The following is a 19,980-nucleotide window of genomic DNA, read 5'->3' as shown; positions in this document are numbered from 1 at the left end:
CCCGTAATTCACAGGTGCCTCCCCACGTTCGATTTACTCTGTACCATTAATATAATACGCACCCTTAAGCGCCACCGGCGTCCGGTCGGTGATATTGTTTCCACTAATCTCTACATACCCATCGGCAGCGGTGCCCGGCTTTACCGGTATTCGCTGAAAGCCATTCCCGGTTTCCTGGAAGACAAAAGCCTCCTCCCCGGAGCGGATCAGCGCTTCTTCCGGCACGGTCAGCGCCATGCGGCTATCCGTCTGTATTTTGGCAAACAGGAAGCTGCCGATCGCCAGTTTGGAGGTACCTTCATCCAGGTGGACATGCACCCGTGCGGTCTTTTGCTCCATATCAATGCTTTGGTTCACCAGGTGCACTGTACCGGTTATCGGTGTCTCTTCGCCCGGCAGGTTGGCGATCACCGGCTGTCCTTTTTTCACGCGGTGCAGGTCTTTGGCATAGACTTGCAGCTCCAGGTGAAGGTGGCTGTCATCAGTGACCTGGAAAAGCATGGTCTCCGGCTGTACGAGCTGCCCGGAGCGGACTTCCACGTGTGTGAGCTGCCCGCCGGTGGGTGCATAAATGCCGATTGCAGACTGAATCTTCTTCGTTTCCTCCACATTTTTAGCATCGATACCGATGAGTTCCAGCTCTGCTTTCAGGCCTTCGTACCGGGCCTGCATGATGGACAGTTCCGATATCGCCAGCTCATAGTCTCTCTGAGAAGCGGCATCCGACTGAGCCAGTTCGGCCTTACGGTCCCTGTCTTTTTGAAGGTAAGGCAGCTGTGCAGCCGTTTCCAGGAAAGTCCGCTGAAGCCGCACCAGATCAGGGTGGTCAATGCTGGCCAGGCGCTCGCCCCGCCGGATCTGTTCACCAGGCAGATGGCGGATGTCGCGCACAAAACCCATCACCGGGCTGTGCACCGCCTGCTGATAAGCCGGGGGGACATCAATGGTGCCAGAGCAGGAAAGGTAAGTCGGAATTTCCCGCTGCTCGGGCTGTCCGGTTTGGATGCCTGCCTCCTTCAGTTGGGCGGCGGACAAGTGAATGAGGCCATCAGCCGCTTCGGTAGACGCCGGCGTTTCGGTGGCGTCGGTCGGTGCGGCTTCGTTTTGGCAAGCCAATAGGCTCGCGGAAAGGATGAAGATGAAAAATACGTATTTCATGGTGGTTGTTTTAAAGTGGATTACTGAGATAGAAATTCGAGGTACAGCATCGCCTGATTGTAGCGGGCCGTGAGGTTGATGCGTTCGAGCTCGCTGCTCAGGGCAGCATTTAGGCTCTGAGCGTATTGAAAGTAGTTGACTTCCCCCTGCTCCAGTTGCAGTTGGGCGAGCTGCCGCAGCTGCCGGGCCTGAGCCTGTAGTGCCGGGCCCTGTTCTTCCAGTTGCCGGGTCAGTTGCTGCCATTGCACCTGAGCCATCTGCCGTTCCTGTTCGAGCTGCTGCCGCTGCCCCTGCAGTTGCTGCGCGGCTTTGGTCGCCTCCAGTTCTGCCTGAGCGATGCGGGCGCGCTGACTCTTTTGGAAAACCGGTGCCCGTAGCCCGATCTGAACAGCATTCAGTGGGATGTCAGGTCGGATGCTTTGTTGCATATACCCAAACGACAACTGTGGCTGCAGGCGTTGGGCTTCCACCTCGGCATTTGCAGTAGCGGCCTGCATTTCCTGCTCCAGCGGGCGCAGGAAAGCCTGCAGGGCAGCCGTGGTGTCTGCCGTTCCTGAAATGAGCGCCTGCAGGGAATCAGCCGGCCGGACCGAGGCCGGACTATAGGCCAGCTGCTGGAAACGGCGGAACGCTTGTTCCTCCTGTTGCCGGGCTTGGCGGGTAGCGCTTTGGGCTTGTGTCAGTTGCTGTTGAGCCAGGGTGTACGACAAGCGGTCGATGGCACCGGCCCGCAGCTGAAGCGCTGCCCGGTCGGCCAGATTTTGGAACACCAGCTCCTGCCGTTGGTACAATTGCAGGCGCGCCTGTTCGGCCAGCCAGTTTTGTTGGGCCTGCCTGATGCCAAAGGTGACCTGATGCTCCAGCAACGCCTGTTGGCTACCAGACAGTGCCAGCTGAGCGCGGGCAGCCGCCTCCTGCTTTTTATTCAACCCGAATGGAGACAAGGGCTGCGTAATCGAAACCTGATAATCCCCCATCGTGGTGTTGTACTGTCCGAAGCCGGCCATGAACTCCGTTTGCGGGATCTCGCGGGCCGCGGTAATGCCCAATTGCGCCTGTTGGATGCTCAGTGTGCCGTTTTGGAGGTCCGGATTAAGCTCCAGCGCCTGCTGTGTGGCGTAGTCCAGTGTAAGTGGCTGTTGAGCCATCGCCGGTGTGGCCAGGAGCAGCAGGGCAATCATCGCAGCACCAGGGACGGACGGTTTCAGGTTCTTATTGGCCAGGTAGTAAAGCACCGGCAGGACGAGCAGGGTGAGCAGGGTCGCTGTGATCAGCCCGCCGATAACGACCGTCGCCAGTGGCTTTTGCACTTCCGCGCCATTAGAGGTGGAAAGCGCCATAGGCAAAAAGCCCAGGGCTGCCACCGTCGCAGTCATGACCACGGGGCGCATCCGTGCCAGCCCGCCATCAATGACGACCTTCCGGATATCTGTGTACCCTTCTTCGTACCGCAACCGGTTGAAGTGGCTAATGAGTACGATACCATTCAGCACCGCCACGCCAAACAGGGCGATAAAACCGACACCCGCCGAAATACTGAACGGCATGCCCCTGGCCCAGAGCCCCAGGATGCCTCCAACGGCGGCAGTAGGCACGGCCGTGAAGATCATCAGCGCGTATTTCAGTTTGCCAAAGGTGAAGTAGAGCAAAACGAAGATCAGTGCCAGGGCTGCCGGTACGGCAATCCCCAAACGGGCTTTGGCCGCTTCCAGGTTCTCAAACTGCCCACCGTACTTAATGTAGTAACCGGCAGGCAAATCGAGCCCGGATTTGAGCTGCGCTTCGATATCAGCCACCAGGCTTGCCACGTCCCGGTCGCGCACATTCACCCCGATGTTGATGCGGCGGCGGGTGCCTTCCCTGGAAATCTGCATGGGGCCCTCGGTGTAATGCACTTTGGCGACCTCGCTCATCGGCAGTGACCGACCGTCGGGCAGGTGGACAAACAACTGCTGCAGGTCAAGTTCCTGACGGCTTTCCTGATCGAGGCGGACCACGAGATCGAACTTTCGCTCATTCTCAAAGACTACCCCTGCCGTTTCACCGGCAAAAGCAGTGCGCACCAGGGTGTTGAGCTGTTCAATATCTAACCCGTACTCCGCAATCTTCGGCCGGTTGAATTCGACCATCAGTTGGGGCAGGCCTTCGGTTTGTTCTACTTTGACGTCGCCGGCACCAGGGATGCCTTTGATGATATCCGCCGCCCGGTCGGCCTGCTGTTTGAGCACGGTGGTATTCTCCCCGAAAATCTTCACAGCGATATCCGTCTTGGCACCGGTCAGCAGCTCATTGAAGCGCAACTGAATGGGCTGGGTAAACTCAAAAGAAGCACCGGCAATGACTTCCAGTTTTTCCTTCATAGCATCGACCAGCCCCTCCCGGTCCGTAGCGCTCACCCATTCTCCCTGCGGTTTGAGGATGATCATGATGTCGGCATCCTCGATAGCCATAGGGTCGGTGGGGACTTCGGCTGTACCGATTTTGGAAACAACATGCTCCACTTCCGGGAAATTGTCGAGGAGGATCTTTTCGGCTTTGCCAGCCGTTTTTACGCTCTCCTGCAGGGAGCTGCCTGGCTGAATAGCCATCTGCATGGCCAGGTCGCCTTCTTCCAGGGTAGGGAGGAATTCAGCGCCCAGGGTGCGGAACAGGAGCACGGAGCCAATCAGGACTGTAAGTGTGGCACCCAGCACCAGTTGTGGCAGGCGTAGCGCACCCTCAAGTGTGGGGCGGTAGAGCTTGCGTAAAAAGTTAACGATACGGTCTGCAAAAGTTTTGTGGGCTTTTATATTTCGCGGCATCACCCAGGCGGTCATCATCGGTACATAGGTGAGCGAAAGGATAAGCGCACCCAGCACCGCAAAGCTGAACGTCATAGCCATAGGTCGGAACATCTTTCCCTCAATACCCGTGAGCGTCATGATCGGGATAAACACCGTGAGGATAATAAATACCCCAAATACCGCTGCACGGAAGAGCTTGGCAGACTCGTCGATGATAATATTGTCCATCTGCGCCTGCGTCAGCTTTTTGCCGACATGGTAAGTGAATAAGCCGTGGAGCACCCCTTCCACAATAATCACGGCCCCATCCACCACAATACCAAAGTCGATAGCACCGAGGCTCATGAGGTTGGCTGACAGGCCGAAGTAGCTCATCAGGATGAGGGCAAAAAGCATAGCAAGAGGGATAACCGAAGCTACGATCAGCCCCGCCCGCAGGTTGCCCAGCAGGAGTACCAGGACGAAGACCACAATCAGCCCGCCTTCCAGCAGGTTGTTTTTGACGGTGTTGATGGTTTTGCCGACGAGTACAGAGCGGTCGAGATAGGGATAAAGCTCTATGCCTTCCGGCAGGGATTCCCGCACCTGTTCCACCCGGTCGTGCACATTGGCAATGGCTTCCGAGGAGTTGGCGCCTTTAAACATGAGGGTAATGCCCCCAACGGCTTCGCCTTTCCCGTCCATCGTCATCGCCCCGAAGCGCTTGGGGCTGCCGAGCTGCACCTCGCCCACATCGCGGATCAGCACGGGCGTGCCGTTGCGGGTCGCCACCACGATTTGCTCGATATCTTCAAAGCTCTGCACCATACCTTCGGTACGGATGTAGTAGGCATTGGTGTTTTTTTCGATGTAGCTGCCACCGCTGTTTTGGTTGTTGCGGGCCAGGGCATCGAAGACTTCACTAATGGCAATATCGTAGCCCTGCAGGGTAACCGGATTCAGGGCGACCTCGTACTGCTTGAGGTAGCCCCCGAAGCTGCTGATTTCAATGATTCCCTTAGTGCCCGCCATTTGGCGCTTGACGATCCAGTCCTGAATGGTGCGCAGCTCCATAGGGCTGTACTGATCCTCATAGCCAGGCTTCACGCGCAGGACATACTGGTAAATTTCGCCCAGCCCGGTGGTAATCGGCATCAGCTCCGGTGTGCCCAGTCCGGGTGGGATTTCCTGCTCGGCCATGCCTAGTTGTTCTTTGACATACTGCCGGGCTTGTAATATAGGTACACCGGGCTCGAATACTACGGTAACGACTGATAGCCCGAAGCGGGAGATGGAGCGGATTTCGGTAACGTCCGGTATATTCGCTACAGCGATTTCGACCGGGTAGGTGATAAACTGCTCGACTTCCTGAGGGGCCAGAGAGCCGGAGACGGTTACAATTTGCACCTGATTGTTGGTGATGTCAGGTACCGCATCAATGGGGAGACGGGACAGGCTGTAAATACCTGCGCTGATCAACCCCGCTACCAACAGGAGAATGATGAGTTTGTTCCGTACGGAAAACTCAATGATTGCTTTGATCATGTGTGGTTCAATTCAGACTTGAAAAAGAATAGCGGAGATCGCTCCGCCGGTAAAGCAGAATACTAATCAGGCCTGAATGGGTGGTCGGAAAACGTTTGTGAGGTGGTGGTGCGGCAGAAAGTTAAGCGGCTTCTCCGTAAGGAAATGGCTGTTTTCTGCCGGTGCAGGAGAGATGACATAAGGAAACTGCAAGACGAGGTGGTCGAAAGAATGGACATGCTTCAGCGGCAGATCTTTATGGCTTTGACCTCCGTCACCATGGTCGTGATGGTCAGGATTCCAGAAATGCGCCCCCATGAAGTGGTGGAATGACACTGTGTCGCCCTGATCGGCAGCCAGTTCTTTATGCAACTGAAAGTGTCGGAGTGCCGAGGGTAGTTTGCTCAACTGGCTAAAATCCGCTCCGGGCAGAAAACTGCCGAGCAGGAAATAGAATGCCATAAATTGAGCAATGTTCTTCATGGTGACGGTCTCAAATACAATCCAAAGGTAGGATTAGTTTTTTAAAAGTAAAATGATATTCGTCACAGAAGGTGAAAGTGGATAGCAGAACCATCGTCCTTTTCCAGGATGAGAAGCCCGAAGCCTGCATTTTCGCTCATCAAAACTTTTCGCGTGAAATAAGGTTTGAAAAGAAATAAAAGAATGATCAGGTGGCTGCCCCAACAACGGGCAGCCACCGCACTAATGACATAAAGGGGATGGTAAAGCAGATTCAGCAAAAAAACGCAACAGCAATGAAACGGCAGGCAGAAGCCATGATCCCAACGCCCTGGGGCGAGTTCAATATGGTCGCCTTTTCAGAAAGTGATGAGGATTGGATGCCGCACCTGGCGCTCATCCATAAAGACGCTGACCCCTCCGGCCCTATTCTGGTGCGCCTGCACTCTGAATGCATCACCGGTGACCTTTTTGGCTCCAAACGCTGCGATTGCGGGGAGCAACTGGCAGAAGCCCTGCGCCTGGCTGCTGAAAACGGGGGCGTAGTCCTGTATCTGCGGCAGGAAGGCCGGGGCATCGGCATCATCAACAAGCTGAAAGCCTATAACCTGCAGGACAAAGGCATGAATACCGTGGATGCGAATATCCACCTGGGGCTGGAAGTAGACGCCCGGCAGTACAACATCGCCATCGAAATGCTGCAGGAACTGGGGATCGACAAAATCAACCTGCTGACCAATAACCCCGACAAAATCAATGCTTTTGACGATGCGGAAATCGACGTGATCGCCCGCGTGCCGCTCATCATTAAGCCACAAAAAGAAAATTTTGATTACCTCAAGACCAAGCAGGACGAAATGGGGCATCTTTTTAAGCTGTAAACAATGACAGATGGGCTATGGAATGGGGTTTTAGCATTGCGTGTGGCTCTGTCACGCACCACTCAGCCTGTCCATTTTGCCTGCCTTTCCACATCCGGCAAAGCCGCTCTTAATGAGCCGCTTTCCGGAGACAAAGTTGTTTATATCGGGCTTGGCACAGGTACACACGATCCCCTTCCCGGTCAGGCTTACCTCCAAAAAACAGATGCTTTACGGTTTAGCATACGCAAGCACGGGGACTTCGATGCGGCTACCCTGCAATACCTGCGCACCTACCTGCCCTATCTTTTTTTGACCCAAATGGCGGACCACATGCAGCGCGCCTGTACGGTAGCCCACTTTGCACAGTCGCTGGACGGTAAAATCGCCACTGAATCCGGCCACTCCAAATGGATTGGCAATGACGAAAACCTGGTGCACGCCCACCGCATGCGTGCGCTGTGTGATGCCGTACTGATTGGTGGTGGCACCCTGGCCTGCGACCGCCCCCGGCTGACGGTGCGGCATGTCGCCGGCGAGCATCCCGTCCGTGTGGTAGTGGGCCGGCCCGATGCGGATTACGATTCCCTGCTGCAGGCCTGCGATCAGCCCATCTTTGTATACGGTGCTGCGGATGCCCGCGTGGATGCGCCGGTAGACTATACACAATTGCCAGACTTGCCTGATGAGGGCAGGGTGTGTTCCGTTCGGGTACTAAAGGCGCTGTATAGCCGCGGCATTCGGACCGTGTACCTGGAAGGAGGCCCCACCACCACTTCCCGCTTCCTGAAAGACGGCGCAGTGGATATCCTGCAGCTGCATATTTCGCCTATGCTGTTTGGTTCCGGCATGGGGGCTGTGCAATTCGCGCCAATCACCAAAGTAGACGAGGCCATTGCCTTTCGTAGCTTCACCTTTGAGCCGGTGGGCGACACCATGATGTTTGTGGGCATACCCGAAAATATACAACAGTCGGTCCCGGAAACTCCGGAAGTCACCGCCACGCCAAAAAGCCAGTAACTATGCCTCATGCCCTATGGCACCTTTCAGATATCCAATCCACTATTCAGCCTGCTGAGCAGTCTGATGGAGGCCTGCACGTACAGGCGCATTACTCCCTGGTCAGTACCGGCACAGAACGCCTTGTTGCCACCGGCGGGGTGCCCCGTTCCCTGCATGCCGATATGCGGGTGCCGGGTATGATCGGCACCTTCAGCTTTCCGCTGACGTACGGCTATTCCTGGGTAGGGCAAGTGAAGGCGCCTGGCCATCCGCTGCATAAACAAATGGTGCATACCCTCTGGCCCCATCAAACGGAAATCTGTGCGCCTGCTGAAGCCCTTTTTCCCATACCGAAGGAAGTGCCCCCACTGCGGGCTACCCTGGCGAGCAATATGGAGACGGTGGTGAATGCTGTTTGGGACAGCGGTGTCAGCCTGGGCGACCGGGTGCTGGTAGTGGGTTTCGGGATGATCGGGGGCTTACTGGCCCGGACCCTGTCGCGCATGCCGGGCGTGCAGGTGCAGGTGGCAGAAACAGATGAACAACGCCGGTCGCAGCACCTGGATATGGGGTTTGAAGCATGGGACGGACAGCCGGCAGACCTCGCTTTTCACACCACCGCCACAGGAGGAGGGCTGCAACAAGCTATAGACGCTGTAGGGCAGGAAGGCAAGATCATTGAACTAAGCTGGTACGGCGAGCAGGAAGCAAAAGTGCAGCTGGGCGGCGATTTCCACTACGGGCGCAAGCAAATCATCAGTTCTCAGGTGGCCAATCTTCCGTCAGGCCGCCGGGCACGCTGGGATTTCCGCCGCCGCAAAACCGTGGTGATGGAATTGCTCAAAGACCCGGGCTACGATGCCCACATCACCCAGGTGCTGCCGTTCGCGCAGGCTCCGGCTTTTTTTGAGGAACTGCGCTCGGGCGTTATGCCTCCCCTGGGTACCGCCTTTGATTATTCATCCAAAATCTAAGATATGTTCAGCGTTACCATCCGACAGCACATTATGATTGCCCACTCTTTGCCACACCCGGATTTTGGGCCGGCACAGCGGTTGCACGGCGCGACCTACGTTACCGATGTAACCTTCTACAGCAAACAACTCACGGAGATGGGCATCGTCATCGATATTGCGCTCGCCCACGATGCGCTCAAAAAAGCCCTCGCCCCTCTGGATTATCAAAACCTGGACGAGCTGCCGCAATTCAAAGGTAAGCTGACGACTACCGAGTTTCTGGCTCTGTACATTCACGGGCAGGTAAAGGCAGCAGTGGCCGATCAGTTTGATGGCCGGATCAAGGTCGTCCTCGGGGAATCCCACGAAGCCTGGGCGGCCTATGAAGCCTAAGAAGCAAGCGTACGCTTTCCTCATTCCCGACACCGGAGCCTTTGTGTCTGGTGGCAATCTCTACAACCGCCACCTGATCGATGCCCTGCGGGAGCTGGGGCACCCCATTTACGAAAGTGCCCAGCCGGAGGGCCTGCCGGAAGGGGTGCCGATGCTCACAGACACTCTACTTGCCCCAACGCTGCCACCTGCACTTGCGAAGCAATCCGGGCTGATCGTGCACCACCTGCAAAGCCTGCACCCACCGGCGGGGTGGAAGGGGGCAGACTGGTTTCGGGAAAAGGAATGGCCCTGGCTACGCCACTTTGGCTGGTATTTGGCGACAAGCCCCTACACGGCGGATTACCTGCAGAGCCGGGATGTTTCCAAGCCCATTGAGGTGATTGAGCCCGCTTTAAAACAGCTGCCGGTGGTGCAGGACAAAACCGCCCATCCTATTCAAGCCATAGTGGTCGCTAATGTAGTGGAAAGGAAAGGTATACTGCCCCTGCTGAACGCCTGGGCAGCCGCACCCCCTGAAGGCGTAGTGCTTAGTTTAGCTGGTAATCAGGACATGGAACCCGCATACGCCAAACAGTGCCTGTCGGTTGTGGAAAAGCTGGAAGGCGTACACTACCTGGGCACGCTGACGCAGGAAGCCCTGCAGGCAGCCTACGCCCGTTCCAACCTGTTGATTTCGGCTGCCTATATGGAGACCTACGGTATGGCCCTGCAAGAAGCAGCAGCGGCAGGGTTGCCTGTTTTGGCCTATGCCGGGGGCAATGTGCCCAACCACGTGGATGCCGGCCGTAATGGGGAGCTTTGCCCGTCTCATACCGAAATTGTATCTTGGTTGAACAAATGGGCAACGCAGCCTGAAACTTTCAAGCCTTATCTTGAACACGCCCGCGCCCTCGCGCCGAACCGTCAGCGTCTTTGGGCCGATGCTGCAGCTCAGTTTGAAGCCATTAAAATACAACGATGAAAGCCATACAAATTAAAGATTTTGGAGGCCCGGAAGAACTCTATCTGGGCGATTATGAGACCCCTACCCCTGCCGCGAACGAGATACTGGTCAAAGTGGAAGCCACAGCCCTCAACCGGGCGGATACCCTTCAGCGTATGGGCAAATACCCCCCGCCGGAAGGCGATAGCCCGATTATGGGACTGGAGGTGGCTGGCGAGGTCGTAGAAGTTGGCGAGCAGGTCATTCACTGGAAGATTGGCGATAAAGTCTGCGGGTTGTTGGGCGGCGGTGGTTATGCCGAGTATGCGGTGATTCCTGAACGACTGGCCCTGCCCTGGCCCGAAGGCTTTGATGCGGTGCAGTCCGCAGCAGTCCCGGAGGTGTTTCTGACTGCTTTTCAGGCCCTGCGCTGGCTGGCCCACCTGCAGGAAGGCGAGCGGGTACTGATTCATGCGGGCGCAAGCGGGGTAGGCACTGCGGCTATTCAACTGGCGAAGGTCATGGGCGCTCACCCTATCGTAACGGCATCGGCGGGCAAGCATGGCCTTTGTCAGGAACTGGGCGCGGAACTGGCCATTGACTACAAGGCAGAAAATTTCGCCGAAAGGCTACAAGACTATACCAAGGGGGAAGGCGTGAATGTGGTTGTGGACTTCATCGGCGGGCCTTATCTGCAGCAAAACCTCGACGTCATGGGGCTGGAAGGGCGTATGGTGCTCCTGGCTTTTCTGGGCGGGGTGAAAGTGGATAACCTTAACATCGCACCGGTTTTGCGCAAGCGTCTGCAGATCATCGGCTCCACCCTGCGCGCCCGGGACTTGGAGTACAAAATCCGCCTCTCCAGCGATTTGCAGCTCTTTGCCTGGCCCTTGTTTGCGAACGGGCAGCTGCGCCCGGTTGTCGATAAGGTCTACGATTGGTCGGAAGTGGCGGAGGCCCACCGGTATATGGAAAGCAATCAGAGCAAAGGGAAGATTGTGCTGCGGATTAGCCGATGACGGGTTTATTGTCCAGGATGGCAGTGACCTGTGCTTCCGTCAGAGTATTGCCTTCAATAGCGAGGGAGGCGCGGATGGTTTTGATCTTGTTGCGCTTGCGAAGGGTGGGCTGAGGCTTACGGAGCTGTGAGCCGTCGATCACCCCTAGCAGGTGGCCTATGTCTGTAGAAAGGTTGACGATTTCTGCGGTAGGCTCAAAATATTTGTGCTGCATGATACTATCATTTGGTGCTATTAATACGCATTTAGCGGTGGTTTAGTTCTATTGGTATTATCAAATGATGTTATAGCAAAACGGCCGGCACTTCCAATAGAAATGCCGGCCGCTGCAGGTCAGTCCGTCAAACGGGCTATTGTTTAATCACCTTAATAGTAGCGACGCCACGTTCCGTACGCACGCTTAGCCAGTACAGCCCGGCCGGCAGGGTAGCGGTAGACAGGCTGCTTTGCTGAACGCCCTGTGCCAGTGTTTCCTCCTGCTGCAGGAGCTGCTGACCAGCGGCATTGTACAACAGGTATTGCACCGCTTGCGCCTGCTGCAGTTCCAGTTGAATACCTAGGGTTTCCCGGAAGGGGTTAGGCGCAACTTCCAGGCGAAGTTGGCGGGCCAGGTTTTCGGTCCCGGTCAGGCAGGTCGTCTCGAAGTTCATAGTAGCGGAGGGCTGACTGATGTTATTGACGCCCTCGCAGGTGACCCAGATGCGGGCATCGTAGGCCGAGCAGGAATCGAGGTTCTCCAGTTGAAGTTCCAGGCCGGTGGTCGGGTAGGTATCCCAGGCCGTTGTGCCGCTTCTGCGGACCTGCAGCTCATAGCTTAGTGCAGCATCAGGTGCCGCCCAGACCAGCATAGCGGTGGTATCAGTAAGGTCAAGTACGGTTAGCATCGCTGCATCACTGTCGCAGGCCGGATTGCAGATCGTAGAGAAAAAGAAGGATTCGGACCATCCACTTGGGAAGTCACCACAGAAGCCCGACACCTGCACTTCATAACCGGTGCAGACATCCAGTCCTTCGAGGATAAGCATTTGGGCACCAACGCCCTCAACGCCGGACCACTCCGCAGCCCCTTCCGGGCGGAAGCGCAGCTGATAGACCTCACTGCTGCCTTCCCAGCTGAGGTAGGCACTCTGATAACTGATGGAGTCGGTGGTGACAGCCGCCGGTACAGGGCAGGGTGGTACCTCATCGGTGATCTCCAGGCAGTAGTCTTCCGTTTCGCCTTCAATGCTGTTGTTGCATTCTGGTAACTGGTCCTCCTGAAAAGCCATCGCCACCCGCATCCTTGTGCTGCCAGTCAGGGCATCATCCGGGATGAGGATCGGGATTTCTATACTGGTCTCTTCCGAATCGGTTACACTGCCCACCACTTCGGTGCTCAGGTCAAAGGTTCCATCCTGATTAAGGTCGATGAGGACCCAGTAGTTCTCAGAATAGGCGCTGGTCACCCAGCCGGGGGTAATGGTCAGAGTGTAGCCTGCGCCGGTTTCCAGGCTGGTGCTCAGGCCGGTGTAATCTCCGTAGCCGCCATCGTTGCCTGAAGTGTTTTCCAGGTCATTTATGGATACAGCATTGATGAATTCATACTCCGTATTGCCAGTGACCAGGCAGTAGTCGAGGTCGATGCAATTGCCACAGCCCGGTACGTCAAAGAGAATGTCCGTACCCAGGGAGTCGGGTAAGAGGTCATCACTGCACAGGCTTTGGATATTGGCTACACAGGTTTGACAGGAGTCGAGCCCGGTCACCGTTAAGGTGTTGGTGAAGACGCTGTCATAAGTCAGGGTATCCATCAGGCAGGTAACGGTCACCTGATAGGCACTTGCAGCCGATACCGGACGCCAGGACAGCACGGTACTGTCCACTGTGGATTCGGCGAACAAGTCCTGAGGCGCATCACAGCAGCCATCGGTCAGGAAGGTGGCGATGGTTGAGAAAACGGTGGTGTCTGTACAGGTTTCCTCCAGGGCAAACTCATAAGCGCTGCAAGACAGTAAGCCGCTCAGCTCAACCGGGGCCATGGCGTCCGGAATAATCTGCCAGGTCGTGTCCCCGCTTTCCCGCCAGTAGAGGCTGGACTGCAAAGTGGAGTCGGTAGACACCCAGCTGATGGTCGCGCTGCTGTCGGTTACCGCAGTAGCTTCCAGGCCGAAGGCGCCCGGGCAGGGGCCACAGTTTTGGAGCAGCATCTGCAGGCTGTTGTAAAGGTTGAGCGTGCCGCCGGTTACCGTGATGCTATCCAGGCTTGGATTGGGTTTGACCCCGTCAAAGATGGCCCGCCGGACTAAAAGGGCGGCTTCTGCCGGTGCTTCGAGCGACAGCTGTGTAAGCTGGGAGCAGGGTGCGGAGTAGAGCAGGGCAATTGCCCCGGCGACGTGAGGCGTTGCCCCGGAAGTACCGCCAAACCCACCATAGGTATTGCCCTCGGCTGCCGTCCAGGTGCCCTGCCCGGGTGCGCCGAGGTCTATGGTCTCTATACCAAAGCCTGCACCACTGACCTTATTGCCGGTACAGTTGAGGTTGGTCACGCTGATCATGAAGTCACTGCTGCAGGCGGTTGGCAGGTCGCCAACTTCATCCACATTTTGGTTTCCGTTGATCGTAGCGCCCGCATTGAGGATACCGTGCACGCCGAGGGTGTCGTAGAATGCACACCAAAGGGGCGCGTCCTCCGGCTGTCCGAAGTTGACACCCCAGGAGGAGTTGGTGGCTACTACAAAAGAGCCTTCTGCTCCTCCGGTTTCGTTGTAGCGCATGCGGTGGGCAAGCGGGAAGCTGTAGGCCTCCAATACTTCCGACTCTATACCGGAACCGCCAACTACGATCATGAGCTTAACATCCCAGTTGACACCGGCCACGCCGATGCCGTTGTTACCCTGAGCGCCAACGATGCCCGCTACGGGCGTGCCGTGCCCGTTGGATGCATCAATGTCGTCATCATCTGAGCCGGTATTCCAGCCGGCATAGTCATCAATAAAGCCGTTATTGTCATCATCAATGCCGTTACCAGGTATTTCTGCGACATTCACCCAGACGTTGTCGCCAAAGTCCTGATGATTGGGGTCGAGCCCGTCGTCTACGATGCAAACTACGATGTCATCGCCCAGTGCATTGGTGCCACCCGTAGTGATCTCCCAGGCCAGGTCCGCATCAATGTCAGCCCCTTCCACACAGCTACCGGAGCCACCATTGATGTACTGCCACTGATTTTGGAATTCCGGGTCGTCCGGCACGGTGCTCCGCAGCTCTACCAGGTGATTGAACTGAGCGACGGATATGCCGGGCATGCGGTTGAGATGGGCCAGGAAGTCAATTTCCGAGACCGCAGTATGGTCAAACCCCACACGCCAGATGCGCATGTAGGGCACGACTTCCTCAATGATTTTGAAATTGGTAGACCGCCCGTTGAAGGTTTGCAGGCGGCCGGTGAGAGATTGGACGCTGGCTTTTGGCTCCAGCCTGATCAGGGCTTCTCCAAGGACATGATTGAGCTGCTGACCGGCAAGGAGTACCGGAAGTACCAGAGCCAGCAACAGGGGTAAGCATTTTTTCATATTTCCATTTCACAAGGTTAATAATGGGCTGAAAATAAGGTAAAATGTGCGGGGCTTTCCGGTAACAGGTGTTTAGTTCGGTCTTGGCGGCTACAAAAAAAGCGGATGACCCGCCCGGGGCCATCCGCTCTGCCTGAATCTGGTATTCAGGTGATTGGTTTATCGCATGTTGTAATCCTGATAACTCTTGGTGGCAATGCGGTCAGAAAGGGTATTCATGACTTTTTGTGCATGATCGAAGAAGGTGTAGATAGCCTCTTTTTGATTGGTCATCAGCTTACTGCCTTCAATGGCATTTGCTGCTTCTTCGAGCTTTTGCAGTTGGCTTGATGCCATATACACGCCGGCTTCTGACTCAATATCCCTGATCATTGCGGTGGTGTGCGTAAACGCTTTCTTTGTCCAGTCGGCATGTTTGGTGGATGAGCCCGAAAATAAAAAACGCAGCCTTTTCCGAAGAGGGAAGGCTGCGCAGTATTTGGTTTCCTGAGGGCCGGCGCAATTAAGGCAGCCCGGTTATTTTACACGGGTATGGGCGGAAGGCTCCATGACCATTTCTGCCCGGTCATTTTGGCTTTCCAGCGGGCGGCATTTCCAGACCGGGGCATAATCTTTGCCTTCGTGGCTGTACTGGCAGACCTGAGCAGAAGAGCCCTGATTGACGATGAAAGACTCGCTGGCAATTTCATGGTCGGTGGTGTACTCTGCCTGATAGACGCGGTTGAAGTTGGCGCCATCGTAGAAGAAAAAGGCTTTTTCGATGCCGGCCCAGCATCCCACCGTCATGGTGCTGGTTTCGATTACCGGGAAGCCCTGTGTGGTGTTGATGACCCGGAGGAGGGAGCTCGAAGCGCAATCCTCGAACAGGCAGAGCCCGGGCACTGTGGTGGCGGTCAGCAGTTTGCCATCCTGTACCAGGCGCAGTTCACCGTTGATATCTCTTAATTGCTTCCGCTCATGCGTGGAGATGCCCAGCAGGAGGTACTCAGGTGTTTGGTCGTCGTTCAGGTCAGTACGGGTGTAGCCTTTGGCAATATCGGCGCCCCAGACGTAGCCCCGGAAGGGCTTTCCGTTGGCATCGCTGCCGGTCACCTGATACCAGAAATCACCGTATCCGTTAATCTCGTCTTCCGGCAGGAAATAGTCGTCGTTGTAGCTAAGGTTCGTTACCGGAAAAGCCAGCGGCAGGGTAGTCAGCACTTCAGCATCCCGGCAGGGGCCCTCATGTACTTTGGTATCAGCGGTAAAGGTGTAGAGGGTCGTATTCGGTTCGTAGTGGTCTGCTACCTGTGACTGCTCGTGAAACCAGTCGTAGTAGCCCTCCAGGTCGTGGCTGACGAAGCGTTCCTGAGCAGGGGTAGCCTGTACGGCAAAAAGGGCGGAGAGGAGGAGGAAGTTCTTCATGGGTGAAAGGGATTTGAGACGTTTTAGTAAACAATTGCGGACCTTCAGTTATTGCCTTGACTAGCAGGAAATTCTGATTTTTCAGAAAAGTAATGCAGTCATTTTAAGTAAAGCGAGAATTATGAAGAAGTTCGTTTGGTTTGTTGGGTCTTTATTATTTGCTCATTTGGGGAGTGCACAGCCCCTGCAAGAGCACCTTTGGCAGCACCGGGTCGTTTTGCTACTGGCTCCGGATGCCGAAGAAGCTGCATTGAAGCAACAACTTAACCTTTGGACGGCCACTCCCGAAGAAGTCACAGACCGCGATCTGGTTTTATATCAGCTTTTTCAACATTCGGGTACGGGGCCGGGAGGAACGCCCCTTCAGCCGGAAGTGCTCAGGCTGCTTACCAACAGATACGGGCCGGTACCGGAACAAGGATTAAAATTTGTGCTGATTGGTAAGGACGGTACGGTCAAAACAGAACAGGAAGCCGTGGTTCCCATGCAGGAGCTCTTCGGTCGCATCGACCGCATGCCTATGCGCCGCTCTGAAATGCGCCGAAGCAAAAACTAGCACATTTGAGCAACATTAAATCCCCTATTTTTGTATTAAGCTGGTATTTTACGAACTATCGCCTCAGTCCGCCGAAGCCATTATTTTGCGAAATCTTTACACCCTGTCCCGAACATGCATCAAGATCGACCTTCAGCTCCGAATAAATTCAGTATCTGGCTCCCCTTGCTGTTTGCTATTGTGCTTGTCACCGGCATGTTGCTCGGCATGCGCATGCAGTCCAATATGCCCAAGCTCGTGGTGGAGCAGGAAGCCCCCGGCCCCGAAGGCATCGGTCAGGGCAAAGTAGAGGAAATCCTGCGCTATGTGGAGGCCAAGTATGTGGACGCTGTAGATAAGGAAGCACTCACACAGGAAGTGATTGACGACCTGCTCTCCCGCCTCGATCCTCATTCCAACTACATTTCCGCCGAAGAACTACAGGCGGTCAACGAGCAGCTTAAAGGCAATTTCGATGGCATAGGCGTGGAATTTATGGTTTTGGATGACACCATCGTAGTCGTCACTCCCCTCGCCGGCGGGCCCTCCGAAACGGCGGGCATCCTCTCCGGCGACCGCATCGTGCAGATTGCCGACTCCACCATAGCCGGCGTAGGCATGGACTCCGATGATATCATCAAAATGCTGAGGGGCGAAAAGGGGACAGACGTGCAAATCGGCATCCTGAGGGGCAAAGAAACCAAGTTGCGGCAGTTCACGGTGACCCGGGATGAAATCCCTATGAATAGCGTGGACGTGGCTTATATGCTGGACGCCAATACCGGCTATATCAAGGTCAACCGCTTTAGCGCAACGACTTACGAAGAATTTATGAAAGCCCTGGAAGAGCTGGTGGAAAATCAGGGCATGGAAGACCTCGTGCTCGACCTTCGCCACAACCCCGGGGGCTACCTTCAGCAAGCCACCAATATGCTCAGTCAGTTATTCAAAGAAAAAGACAAACTCCTGGTCTACACCGAAGGCGATGCCGTCAGCCGCAGTGAGTATACGTCCACCGGGCGCAACTTCTTCGATGTGGAGGATATCGTTGTGTTGATTGATGAGGGCTCCGCTTCGGCCAGTGAGATCGTAGCGGGGGCGATTCAGGACCACGACCGGGGCGTCATTATTGGCCGGCGTTCTTTTGGGAAGGGGCTGGTGCAGGAGCAGTACAAACTCCGCGACGGAGCCGCACTGCGCCTTACCGTTGCCCGCTACTACACACCCTCTGGCCGTTCCATCCAAAAGCCCTACGATGACCCCGAGGCCTACGAGCACGAGATGTATGACCGGTACGAAACCGGAGAAATGGAAGCAGCCCAGAATATCCTGATACAGGACTCTACCGAATACTACACCGACAACGGGCGGATCGTCTACGGCGGTGGTGGCATTATGCCCGATGTATTTGTACCCATCGATACCCTCAGCCTGGACGAGGACTACCTGACGCTCCGGCAATACGTACCGCAGTACGTTTTCCGCTACCTGGGCGAAGAGGCAGACCCCGCTGCGCTGACGGAACAGGGGCTGGACCGCTTTGTTACCTCCTTCAGCATTGATGATGCCCTGCTGCAGGGCCTGATCACTTACGCTGAGGAACATGGCGATCCCCTTACCGCAGATGCACTGAGCGAGCCCGTCAAGCGCGCCACCAAACACATGCTCAAGGCCCGCATTGCCAAGCAACTCTTCGAAGACGAGGGCTACTACAAGGTATGGAATATGGAAGATGCAATGGTAAAGGAAGCCCTGAAAGCCATTGCCCGATCCACTTCCCTTACCGCCAGTCAGCAATAACTCACAGGATATGGAGGTCCGGCTGGAGCACATCACGGTCCGCTTTGGTCAGAAGACGGTCTTTGATGACTTTTCCCTCCACCTTGCTACCCATACTCACCTGCTTGTTCAGGGGCCATCGGGGAGCGGGAAGAGCACACTGCTTCGCTTGCTTCTGGGATTTTGTGTCCCTGACGAAGGGCGCATCCACATTGGTGGGAAGCCGCTGAATGCACAAACGGTCTGGTCGCTCCGGCAGTCAGTAGCCTATGTGCCGCAGCAGCTGCCACGGGTGGAAGGCACCGCCCGGCAATTGCTGGAGCAGGTCCATCAGTTTGAGGCCAATCAGCGCGCAGATTTTTCGGAACAAACGATACTAAGCCACTTCGGCCGCTTTGGGCTGCAGCCCGGGCAGCTGGAACAGCCGGTCCGGGAACTATCCGGGGGCGAGCAACAACGCCTGGCGCTCACCGGCGCCCTGCTGCTGAACCGCCCGCTCTTGCTTTTGGACGAAGCCACCTCGGCAGTGGATGCGGAGCGCAAGGCGCAGATGATGGACTATATTTCCAGCCTGAAAGACAAAACAGTAATTATCGTTGCCCACGACCCGGGCTGGCGGGCCGGCCAAACCCTGGACCTCACCTCAACGCATTCCTGATGGACCAATCTGTACCTATATCCCTGTGGGCGATGGCTGCCTTTTACGCCCTGCTGCTTATCCCGGCCGGGCTGATCTGGTACTTCCGTTTGGGCATGCTCCGGCGCATGGCTGTGGCGGTGGTGCGCATGACGGTGCAGCTGACCCTGGTTGGTGTGCTGCTGATCTACTGGTTCCGCTGGGACAATATGTGGCTGAATTTGCTCTGGGTGGTGGCTATGGTGGGCTTTGCTGCGAGCTCGGCGGTTCAGAACAGCGCACTTCGGTTGCGTGTCTTTTTTGTGCCGGTCTTTCTGGCGCTGCTGGTCAGCGGGCTTGGGGTGCTGCTGTTGTTCAATGTGCTTATCCTGCCGGTATCGGATATCTTTTCGGCTCAGTACCTGATCATCATCGGTGGGATGTTGCTGGGCAATGCCCTCAAGGGGATCGTGGTTGGGCTTTCTGATTTTTACCAGCGCCTGCAGGATCAGCAGGAGGCTTACCGTTACTATCTTGCTGCGGGGGCGTCTCGCTGGGAAGCGCTGATCCCTTTCTTCCGCAACAGCCTGCAGGCGGCGCTGAACCCTTCGGTGGCGAGTATGGCGACGATGGGGGTGGTCTTTCTGCCGGGGATGATGACGGGGCAGATCATCGGCGGGGCGACACCGGATACGGCTATTCGTTATCAGCTGGCGATTATGGTCGTGATTTTTGTCTGTATTGCGCTGAGTGTGGTGCTGGGGGTGGCTTTTAGCCTGGGGCGCAGCTTTGATGCGTATGGCAATTTGCGGGGGGAGGTGTTTCGGCCGGCTTAGGGTCTCGGCTGCCTGGGGTGAACCTGCGACTTCTACGAAGTCGGGTAAGGTGTGGTGTTTGGAGGTTAGTAACATAGGACTTCTACGAAGTCCTGCTGTGGTGGAAAGTGGTGCCTGCATGTTGAAGCACAGCAGTTTCATAACAGGCATGAAAAGCTTTCGCGGAAGTCAGTCTACCTGTTGTAACTTGGGAGAGTT

Annotated in this window: 16 protein-coding genes and 1 pseudogene; 10 read left to right on the top strand and 7 right to left on the bottom strand. The window is 55.9% G+C overall.

Annotated elements, in window-relative coordinates:
* Positions 1 to 33 precede the first annotated feature (33 nt).
* The 3 genes from ACO08I_RS15425 to ACO08I_RS15415 form a co-directional block, all read right to left on the bottom strand.
* A complete protein-coding gene (locus tag ACO08I_RS15425; RefSeq protein WP_421946397.1) occupies positions 34 to 1,158 on the bottom strand; it encodes an efflux RND transporter periplasmic adaptor subunit in 1,125 nt (374 codons plus the stop codon).
* Between the two features lie 20 nt (positions 1,159 to 1,178).
* Positions 1,179 to 5,465 carry a CusA/CzcA family heavy metal efflux RND transporter gene (locus tag ACO08I_RS15420; protein WP_421946396.1) on the bottom strand — a complete coding sequence of 1,429 codons (4,287 nt, stop codon included), beginning with the start codon at positions 5,463 to 5,465 and terminating at the stop codon, positions 1,179 to 1,181.
* A 66-nt stretch (positions 5,466 to 5,531) separates the two neighbouring features.
* Entirely contained in the window at positions 5,532 to 5,927 is a 396-nt protein-coding gene (locus tag ACO08I_RS15415) for a hypothetical protein (protein WP_282784076.1), read from the bottom strand.
* A gap of 275 nt (positions 5,928 to 6,202) precedes the next feature.
* Between ACO08I_RS15415 and ribA the strand changes: the two genes are divergently transcribed.
* From ribA to ACO08I_RS15385, 6 genes are read left to right on the top strand one after another with little or no spacing between them, the layout of a single operon-like run.
* Entirely contained in the window at positions 6,203 to 6,787 is a 585-nt protein-coding gene (ribA, locus tag ACO08I_RS15410) for a GTP cyclohydrolase II (RefSeq protein WP_421946395.1), read from the top strand.
* Positions 6,788 to 6,790: 3 nt separating this feature from the next.
* Entirely contained in the window at positions 6,791 to 7,786 is a 996-nt protein-coding gene (locus ACO08I_RS15405) for a RibD family protein (protein WP_421946394.1), read from the top strand.
* A 2-nt stretch (positions 7,787 to 7,788) separates the two neighbouring features.
* Positions 7,789 to 8,742, top strand: coding sequence for a zinc-dependent alcohol dehydrogenase (locus tag ACO08I_RS15400; protein WP_421946393.1), 954 nt, complete (start codon positions 7,789 to 7,791; stop codon positions 8,740 to 8,742).
* 3 nt (positions 8,743 to 8,745) lie between these two features.
* On the top strand, positions 8,746 to 9,117 hold the full coding sequence (locus ACO08I_RS15395; protein ID WP_282774900.1) for a 6-pyruvoyl trahydropterin synthase family protein: 372 nt from the start codon (positions 8,746 to 8,748) through the stop codon (positions 9,115 to 9,117).
* Complete coding sequence (locus ACO08I_RS15390) at positions 9,107 to 10,081, top strand: glycosyltransferase family 4 protein (RefSeq protein WP_282774902.1); 975 nt, start codon at positions 9,107 to 9,109, stop codon at positions 10,079 to 10,081. Before ACO08I_RS15395 ends, ACO08I_RS15390 begins: the two co-directional genes overlap by 11 nt.
* Positions 10,078 to 11,061: an NAD(P)H-quinone oxidoreductase gene (locus ACO08I_RS15385; RefSeq protein ID WP_421946392.1), complete on the top strand. Its 984-nt coding sequence runs from the start codon at positions 10,078 to 10,080 to the stop codon at positions 11,059 to 11,061. Before ACO08I_RS15390 ends, ACO08I_RS15385 begins: the two co-directional genes overlap by 4 nt.
* Here ACO08I_RS15385 and ACO08I_RS15380 read toward each other — a convergent pair.
* The 4 genes and pseudogenes from ACO08I_RS15380 to ACO08I_RS15365 form a co-directional block, all read right to left on the bottom strand.
* Positions 11,054 to 11,275 (bottom strand): annotated as a pseudogene (locus ACO08I_RS15380) (Fic family protein); the annotation flags it as partial. The gene ACO08I_RS15385 and the pseudogene ACO08I_RS15380 sit on opposite strands and share 8 nt — an antisense overlap.
* Positions 11,276 to 11,411: 136 nt before the next feature.
* On the bottom strand, positions 11,412 to 14,612 hold the full coding sequence (locus ACO08I_RS15375) for a S8 family serine peptidase (RefSeq protein WP_421946391.1): 3,201 nt from the start codon (positions 14,610 to 14,612) through the stop codon (positions 11,412 to 11,414).
* Positions 14,613 to 14,771: 159 nt separating this feature from the next.
* On the bottom strand, positions 14,772 to 14,984 hold the full coding sequence (locus ACO08I_RS15370; RefSeq protein ID WP_044217735.1) for a hypothetical protein: 213 nt from the start codon (positions 14,982 to 14,984) through the stop codon (positions 14,772 to 14,774).
* Positions 14,985 to 15,128: 144 nt separating this feature from the next.
* Positions 15,129 to 16,016, bottom strand: coding sequence for a hypothetical protein (locus ACO08I_RS15365; protein ID WP_044217734.1), 888 nt, complete (start codon positions 16,014 to 16,016; stop codon positions 15,129 to 15,131).
* A 121-nt stretch (positions 16,017 to 16,137) separates the two neighbouring features.
* On the opposite strand from ACO08I_RS15365, the gene ACO08I_RS15360 reads away from it, so the two are divergent.
* From ACO08I_RS15360 to ACO08I_RS15345, 4 genes are all read left to right on the top strand, one after another.
* Positions 16,138 to 16,572 (top strand): DUF4174 domain-containing protein, encoded by a 435-nt coding sequence (locus ACO08I_RS15360; protein ID WP_282783166.1) that lies wholly within the window; start codon positions 16,138 to 16,140, stop codon positions 16,570 to 16,572.
* Between the two features lie 114 nt (positions 16,573 to 16,686).
* Complete coding sequence (locus tag ACO08I_RS15355) at positions 16,687 to 18,351, top strand: S41 family peptidase (protein WP_421946390.1); 1,665 nt, start codon at positions 16,687 to 16,689, stop codon at positions 18,349 to 18,351.
* A gap of 10 nt (positions 18,352 to 18,361) precedes the next feature.
* Positions 18,362 to 18,988 carry an ABC transporter ATP-binding protein gene (locus tag ACO08I_RS15350; RefSeq protein WP_044217726.1) on the top strand — a complete coding sequence of 209 codons (627 nt, stop codon included), beginning with the start codon at positions 18,362 to 18,364 and terminating at the stop codon, positions 18,986 to 18,988.
* A complete protein-coding gene (locus tag ACO08I_RS15345) occupies positions 18,988 to 19,782 on the top strand; it encodes an ABC transporter permease (RefSeq protein WP_282783172.1) in 795 nt (264 codons plus the stop codon). The genes ACO08I_RS15350 and ACO08I_RS15345 overlap by 1 nt, the downstream gene beginning before the upstream one ends.
* The last annotated feature ends 198 nt before the right edge of the window (positions 19,783 to 19,980 follow it).

This window comes from Phaeodactylibacter xiamenensis, from assembly GCF_965229835.1.
GTDB classification, from domain to species: domain Bacteria; phylum Bacteroidota; class Bacteroidia; order Chitinophagales; family Saprospiraceae; genus Phaeodactylibacter; species Phaeodactylibacter xiamenensis.
This window is presented reverse-complemented; position numbering and strand designations above follow the sequence as displayed.

What these genes read in the sequence shown, in the direction of transcription:
- ACO08I_RS15425 (WP_421946397.1), bottom strand. Translation starts at nt 1,158, where the DNA reads ATGAAATACGTATTTTTCATCTTCATCCTTTCCGCGAGCCTATTGGCT.
- ACO08I_RS15420 (WP_421946396.1), bottom strand. Translation starts at nt 5,465, where the DNA reads ATGATCAAAGCAATCATTGAGTTTTCCGTACGGAACAAACTCATCATT.
- ACO08I_RS15415 (WP_282784076.1), bottom strand. Translation starts at nt 5,927, where the DNA reads ATGAAGAACATTGCTCAATTTATGGCATTCTATTTCCTGCTCGGCAGT.
- ribA (WP_421946395.1), top strand. Translation starts at nt 6,203, where the DNA reads ATGAAACGGCAGGCAGAAGCCATGATCCCAACGCCCTGGGGCGAGTTC.
- ACO08I_RS15405 (WP_421946394.1), top strand. Translation starts at nt 6,791, where the DNA reads ATGACAGATGGGCTATGGAATGGGGTTTTAGCATTGCGTGTGGCTCTG.
- ACO08I_RS15400 (WP_421946393.1), top strand. Translation starts at nt 7,789, where the DNA reads ATGCCTCATGCCCTATGGCACCTTTCAGATATCCAATCCACTATTCAG.
- ACO08I_RS15395 (WP_282774900.1), top strand. Translation starts at nt 8,746, where the DNA reads ATGTTCAGCGTTACCATCCGACAGCACATTATGATTGCCCACTCTTTG.
- ACO08I_RS15390 (WP_282774902.1), top strand. Translation starts at nt 9,107, where the DNA reads ATGAAGCCTAAGAAGCAAGCGTACGCTTTCCTCATTCCCGACACCGGA.
- ACO08I_RS15385 (WP_421946392.1), top strand. Translation starts at nt 10,078, where the DNA reads ATGAAAGCCATACAAATTAAAGATTTTGGAGGCCCGGAAGAACTCTAT.
- ACO08I_RS15375 (WP_421946391.1), bottom strand. Translation starts at nt 14,612, where the DNA reads ATGAAAAAATGCTTACCCCTGTTGCTGGCTCTGGTACTTCCGGTACTC.
- ACO08I_RS15370 (WP_044217735.1), bottom strand. Translation starts at nt 14,984, where the DNA reads ATGATCAGGGATATTGAGTCAGAAGCCGGCGTGTATATGGCATCAAGC.
- ACO08I_RS15365 (WP_044217734.1), bottom strand. Translation starts at nt 16,016, where the DNA reads ATGAAGAACTTCCTCCTCCTCTCCGCCCTTTTTGCCGTACAGGCTACC.
- ACO08I_RS15360 (WP_282783166.1), top strand. Translation starts at nt 16,138, where the DNA reads ATGAAGAAGTTCGTTTGGTTTGTTGGGTCTTTATTATTTGCTCATTTG.
- ACO08I_RS15355 (WP_421946390.1), top strand. Translation starts at nt 16,687, where the DNA reads ATGCATCAAGATCGACCTTCAGCTCCGAATAAATTCAGTATCTGGCTC.
- ACO08I_RS15350 (WP_044217726.1), top strand. Translation starts at nt 18,362, where the DNA reads ATGGAGGTCCGGCTGGAGCACATCACGGTCCGCTTTGGTCAGAAGACG.
- ACO08I_RS15345 (WP_282783172.1), top strand. Translation starts at nt 18,988, where the DNA reads ATGGACCAATCTGTACCTATATCCCTGTGGGCGATGGCTGCCTTTTAC.